The sequence below is a fragment of the Methanocalculus sp. genome (assembly GCF_029762515.1).
Taxonomy (GTDB): domain Archaea; phylum Halobacteriota; class Methanomicrobia; order Methanomicrobiales; family Methanocorpusculaceae; genus Methanocalculus.
This window is the reverse complement of record NZ_JARVGN010000127.1, coordinates 1-5,429: the sequence shown is the minus strand read 5'-3', so window position 1 is coordinate 5,429 and position 5,429 is coordinate 1. Positions and strand designations below refer to the sequence as shown.

8 protein-coding genes and 1 tRNA gene are annotated in these 5,429 nt (G+C 52.7%); all 9 read left to right on the top strand.

Annotated features, from left to right (window positions below; translation table 11 throughout):
• Positions 1–297: CBS domain-containing protein (locus QCH34_RS05915; RefSeq protein ID WP_300331629.1), on the top strand; the 297-nt coding region annotated here is incomplete at its 5' end.
• 9 nt (positions 298–306) lie between these two features.
• A complete protein-coding gene (locus QCH34_RS05910; protein WP_300331624.1) occupies positions 307–1,248 on the top strand; it encodes a CBS domain-containing protein in 942 nt (313 codons plus the stop codon).
• A 6-nt stretch (positions 1,249–1,254) separates the two neighbouring features.
• Entirely contained in the window at positions 1,255–2,091 is an 837-nt protein-coding gene (locus QCH34_RS05905) for a CBS domain-containing protein (RefSeq protein ID WP_300331620.1), read from the top strand.
• Complete coding sequence (locus QCH34_RS05900; protein WP_300331614.1) at positions 2,088–2,864, top strand: CBS domain-containing protein; 777 nt, start codon at positions 2,088–2,090, stop codon at positions 2,862–2,864. Before QCH34_RS05905 ends, QCH34_RS05900 begins: the two co-directional genes overlap by 4 nt.
• A gap of 72 nt (positions 2,865–2,936) precedes the next feature.
• Positions 2,937–3,914 carry a deoxyhypusine synthase gene (locus QCH34_RS05895; protein ID WP_300331609.1) on the top strand — a complete coding sequence of 326 codons (978 nt, stop codon included), beginning with the start codon at positions 2,937–2,939 and terminating at the stop codon, positions 3,912–3,914.
• A 97-nt stretch (positions 3,915–4,011) separates the two neighbouring features.
• Positions 4,012–4,096 (top strand) — tRNA-Ser (locus QCH34_RS05890).
• A 27-nt stretch (positions 4,097–4,123) separates the two neighbouring features.
• Complete coding sequence (locus tag QCH34_RS05885) at positions 4,124–4,573, top strand: 30S ribosomal protein S13 (RefSeq protein ID WP_300331604.1); 450 nt, start codon at positions 4,124–4,126, stop codon at positions 4,571–4,573.
• Between the two features lie 13 nt (positions 4,574–4,586).
• Entirely contained in the window at positions 4,587–5,132 is a 546-nt protein-coding gene (locus QCH34_RS05880; RefSeq protein ID WP_300331601.1) for a 30S ribosomal protein S4, read from the top strand.
• A 2-nt stretch (positions 5,133–5,134) separates the two neighbouring features.
• Positions 5,135–5,429 (top strand): 30S ribosomal protein S11 (locus QCH34_RS05875; RefSeq protein WP_300331598.1); only part of this gene is annotated, 295 nt, incomplete at its 3' end.

The window sequence follows — 5,429 nt, the reverse complement described above, 5'->3', positions numbered from 1 at the left end:
AGTGGATATGCATCACTCCCTGTCCTTTCCGATAGGAAGCTGATCGGCATCATATCACGCCGCGACCTTATTGAAAACGGCAGTATCAGGCGATCATTTGGAAACAGTACAAAAACATCCATATCCCGCGTCATGACAACACCGGTGTTTACAACGAGTCCGGACGCCACGGTCTCCGAAGCTGCCCGCCTCCTTGTCACCCATGACATCAGCCGCATTCCTGTGGTCGATGACGGGACTGTCGTCGGCATTCTGGATCGCCATGATGTCCTGAAGAACCTTGTACAAAAAACGTAAGGGATCACCATGCATGAGAATACAACAGGCCAGAACAAAGGTGAACGCCACCTAATGATGCAGGGAAAGTTGAATCGGGGCCCGATAGAATTCAAATCGCGCCCGGCAGACAGGAAGGGCGGGATCATGGCCATTTCTACTGCAAACGTTGTCAGTGTTCCTCCGACGATGAGTATCTGCGATGGTGTCGCAACGATGACACGTGAGGGATTCCGCAGGTTGCCGATTACCGATGCCGGGAGCGGCCAGCTCAGGGGCATCATCACGGTATCTGATATTGTCGACTTCATGGGAGGAGGGGACCGGTACAACCTGGTAAAAACCAAGCATAAGGGTAATTTCCTCTCTGCGATTAATGAGAACCTCAGGACGATCATGACCGAACAGGTGATGACACTCCGTGAGACTGATGATATCGACGACGCAATCGACCTGATCGTCAATATAAGACATGGCGGCGCACCGATCATCGATGATGAGACGAAAGTTGTCGGAATGGTGACCGAGCATGACCTCTTAAAAGCCCTCTTTATGGGCCAGAGCCTCCTCTCGGTTGAGGATGTGATGTCTGAATCCCCGCGGGTAACCAATCCCGACTGCTCAATTGCCGATGTTGCCCGGCAGATGAATAAATACCATTTCAGAAGACTCCCGGTCGTCTCGGGTGATGTCCTCTTTGGGATCGTCACGGCTACCGACATCATGAAGTATGTCGGCTCCGGCGAAGTCTTCAGGACGATCCAGTCAGGAGATGTGAGTGAGGCTACAGCGCTACCGATCCGATCGATCATGACGGGGTCTCTCCAGACAACGACACCTGACAAGAGTATCAATGACATTGCACGGGAGATGGTGCAGAAGCGCATCGGAGCATTCCCCGTCACAGAAGATGCCCGGCTTATCGGGATGATCACAGAATTTGACCTTGTCAGAACACTCGCATCGAGGTGATGCACCATGATTGTACAAGAGATAATGTCAGCCCCGGTCTATGTTGTCAATACGCAGGAGAACATCGCGTATGCACGCAACCTGATGCTGAGACATAAGATCTCCCGGCTCCTCGTGATGGATGATGAGAGACTTGCCGGAATCATAACCAAGAAGGATATTGCATATGGTTTCCGGCAGCATGACCCCATATGGAGGAGAAGGCCGATCGACAGGATTCCTGTTGAGGTGATGATGCGGAAGGATCCAATTACGGTAACACCGGATCTTCCGGCTTCCAGAGCCGCAGGGATGATGCTTACTCATGATGTAAGCGGGCTTCCGGTTATGGCCAGTGGGCATGTCGAGGGGATCATCACGAAAACCGACATCATGGCATCAGGAGAGGTTGACCAGATCACTTCAACAGTCGGCGATATCATGGAGGATGTGCTGACTGTTTCACGGTACCATTCGCTCAATCACGTCATTGATCTCATCAGGGAGAGGAACGACAAGATCCTGGTGATCAACAATGACGGGACGCTTGCCGGGGTGATCACCGAGTCAAACATAGCATTCTTCGATTCCTTCGACCAGAACGGTGTGCCGGAGCGGGATATTGTACACCTGAGAAAGGAGGAATCCGGAGGACCCAAGAACCGGCGGCATGTCCGGCAGTTGTCCGGGATCGCAGAAGATGTGATGTCGAGGCCTGTGATCACCATCAATCCGGCTGAATCGATATCAAGTGCGATTGCGTTGATGAGAGAGCACCATATTAACAGTATCATCGCCGAAGAAGCCGGTGAGATCAAAGGCATATTAAAAAGGGATGACATACTGAAAGAGGTAGCACAATGACGACGAAAACAACCATCAAAGACATCATGTCAAAACCTGTCAGTATTGCGAAATCAGCCCTCATCACAGAGGCGCTTGACAGGATGCTCAGCGAAGGGATAGATCCGATCATCGTTACCAACCAGGGCAAGGTCATCGGAACCGCATCACGCCGGACAATTGCCGAGAAGATCGGCAGCAAGAAGACCGGAGCCATCCCTCCAACCCAGATCCATGTTGCAAATGTGGTTAAAGAGGACTTTACCTTCGCATATCCCGACCAGGATATCGATCTTCTCATCCCCCTCCTCCAGAACTATAAGATTGTGGTTGTTCTGGATGCAGAACATAAGCTGATCGGAATGGTCACAATGGGCGATCTGCTGAAGGTCATGAGACCAGACTGCCCGCTTGAGGATGTCATCGAGCTCGCACCCAGAATCTCTCCAGAGGATCGGATCGTCCACCTTCACCGGAGAATGGTGGATGACTCGGCAACCCGGTTCATTGTCAATGACAACGGACGCGTCCTTGGTATCGTCACCGAGACCGATCTCGCCCTCGCCCTTGTAAAGCTCAAGGAGATGGTCGAGGTGAAGCATCATGACAACCGGATTCGGAACCTGATTGCACAGGATATCATGAGCACGCCCGTCACATCCGTTCCAATGGGAACACCGGTCGGGGCGATCATCGACCTGATGACCGAGAAGAATATCAGTACTGTACTTGTAACAAATGATGAGAAGCCGATCGGCCTCGTAACCCGCAGATCGATCATCAGTGCACTCTGATCATCATCTTTTTTTTGATCGTTTTTCGCCTTCATCCCTGCATTTAATACTTCACGCAGCAATGTAACTGGCATGGAGCTGACCCCCACCACTCCGGTGAAACCAACCGAGCGGATCGCCGATCTCCTCGATTCGATGAGCAGAACCGGTTTTCAGGGACGAAAACTGGGTGAAGCGTACATCATCTGGAGAGAGATGATTGCCGATTCTGACTGCACAATCCTTCTTGGCGTCTCAGGTGCGATGGTCCCTGCAGGTATGCAGGAATGCCTTATTACGCTTGCTGAGCGGCATTTCATTGACGTTATCGTCTCAACAGGCGCAAATATCTTCCATGACATCTGCGAGCATCTTGGTATCAGGCACTATCGGGGCCATCACCATGTCGATGATGCAGCACTCTTTGAGAAGGGGATCGATCGCATCTATGATGTCTTTGCCTATGAAGAACAGTTCAGGGATGTCGATCAGCAGGTTGCTGACTTTATCGATTCGATCGCCCCGTTCCAGGGCTCAAGCCGCGAGCTGATCAAACGGCTTGGAGAATGGCTCATCGAGACCAGGCCGGAGGGCCGGTCCCTGACCGCCACCTGTGCCAGGGAAGGCATACCCATCTTTGTCCCTGCACTCGCAGATTCATCCATTGGGATCAGCATGGTTATGGCCCGGAGAGCAGGAACAAGCGTACATATTGATCAGATCTCAGATACCGATGAGATCACCCGAATCGTCGAGAAGGCAAAGAAGACCGGTGTCGTCTATATTGGCGGCGGCGTTCCGAAGAACTTCATCCAGCAGACACAGGTGATTGCATCCATTCATAAGAGCGATCTCGGCGGCCATGCCTATGCCATCCAGTTCACCACAGACGCCCCCCACTGGGGAGGGCTTTCAGGATGCACCTTTGAAGAGGCGATAAGCTGGGGAAAAGAAGCGATCACCTGCCCCCGTGTCCAGTGTTTCTGCGATGCAACTATCGCCATCCCCATCATGACCTCAGCACTCGTCTCCTCAGGCAGTGTGCGGCAGAGAAAGGATGCCAACCCATAACCATTAATACCCTTTTCTTCCAATAGTATAGAGCACTCACTTTATGGAGCGGTGTCTATTCACGCACTGCGAGTGTCGAAAGATGCGAAATGACTCTGTTGAGGTAGCCAAGCCTGGTATGGCGCAGGTTTGCTAAACCTGTGTCCCCCTGGGACTCGAGGGTTCAAATCCCTCCCTCAGCGCTCCAAGGAGAATAAGAGGAATAAAACATGGAAGAATCCGAACTGAATTACTTCGTACGCGTCAGTAATACCGATCTCGACGGCACCAAGCAGGTCCAGATCTCACTGACGGGCATCAAGGGCGTGGGAATCCACACCGCGCTCGTTCTGGCACGCAAGGCCGGCGTCAACACCCATGATCTGATGGGAAAGCTCTCTGATGAAGAGGTTGACCGGATCCGCGCAGCTGTGGACGAGTACGTAGAGACAGTCCCGACCTGGATGATGAACAGACCAAAAGATCTCTATACCGGACAACCCCGTCACCTCCTCGGTGTCGATGTCTCCCTCACCCTTGATGAGGACATCAATATCATGAAGAAGATGCGCTGTTACCGGGGCATCAGGCATGAGACCGGCCAGAAGGTACGCGGACAGCGGACCAAGGCAACCGGAAGAACCGGAACAACGGTCGGCGTATCCAAGAAGAAGAAGTGAGGGGTGAGTACATATGGGATATCCAGGAAAGAACCACAAGCAGTACCAGTCTCCAAAACGCCGTTTTGAAAAGGCGCGGATTGAAGACGAACGGAATATTGCAATCACGTTTGGACTCAGGAACAAAAAGGAGATCTGGAAGGCAACCCACATCCTCCGTCGCCACAGGCAGGGTGCAAGGGATATTCTTGCAATGAGCTCGGGCGGTATTGAAGAGGCACGGGTTGAGGCACGCCGCGAAGAGCTGCTCCAGCACCTCCAGAGATATGCCCTTGTCAGTGCAGGAGCCACCATCGACGATGTGCTCTCACTGAAAGTCAGCCATATCCTTGAACGCCGTCTCCAGACGATCGTCTACAGGAAAGGACTTGCCCGCTCACCAAAACAGGCCCGCCAGCTGATCAACCATGGTCACATCGCAATCAACGGCAGGCGCATGTCAATTCCGGGATACATGGTTCCACGAGCCGAAGAGGATCAGATCAGCTACTATGGAACATCTTCGCTTGCAAAGGAGAGCAACCCCGAGCGGGGCCGTATCAATAATGTGAGGGTCTGAAGATGGCAGCTGAGAATGACAAATGGGGTATTGCCCATATCTATGCATCATTTAACAACACGATCATCACCGTGACCGATCTCTCCGGTGCAGAGACTATCTGCAAGAGCAGTGGCGGCATGGTCGTGAAGCAGGCACGGAACGAGAGTTCGCCCTATGCAGCAATGCAGATGGCAATCAATGTGGCACAGGCTGTCCGTGACAAAGGGTTCGTCGGCCTGCATGTAAAGGTCAGGGCACCCGGCCGCGGCAAACAGCGGAGTCCGGGACCAGGAGCACAGGCAGCGATCCGGGCAC

Excerpts from the sequence above, each read along its gene's own strand:
- QCH34_RS05895 (WP_300331609.1), top strand. The coding sequence starts at position 2,937 with ATGGAGCTGACCCCCACCACTCCGGTGAAACCAACCGAGCGGATCGCC.
- QCH34_RS05900 (WP_300331614.1), top strand. The coding sequence starts at position 2,088 with ATGACGACGAAAACAACCATCAAAGACATCATGTCAAAACCTGTCAGT.
- QCH34_RS05880 (WP_300331601.1), top strand. The coding sequence starts at position 4,587 with ATGGGATATCCAGGAAAGAACCACAAGCAGTACCAGTCTCCAAAACGC.
- QCH34_RS05885 (WP_300331604.1), top strand. The coding sequence starts at position 4,124 with ATGGAAGAATCCGAACTGAATTACTTCGTACGCGTCAGTAATACCGAT.
- QCH34_RS05910 (WP_300331624.1), top strand. The coding sequence starts at position 307 with ATGCATGAGAATACAACAGGCCAGAACAAAGGTGAACGCCACCTAATG.
- QCH34_RS05905 (WP_300331620.1), top strand. The coding sequence starts at position 1,255 with ATGATTGTACAAGAGATAATGTCAGCCCCGGTCTATGTTGTCAATACG.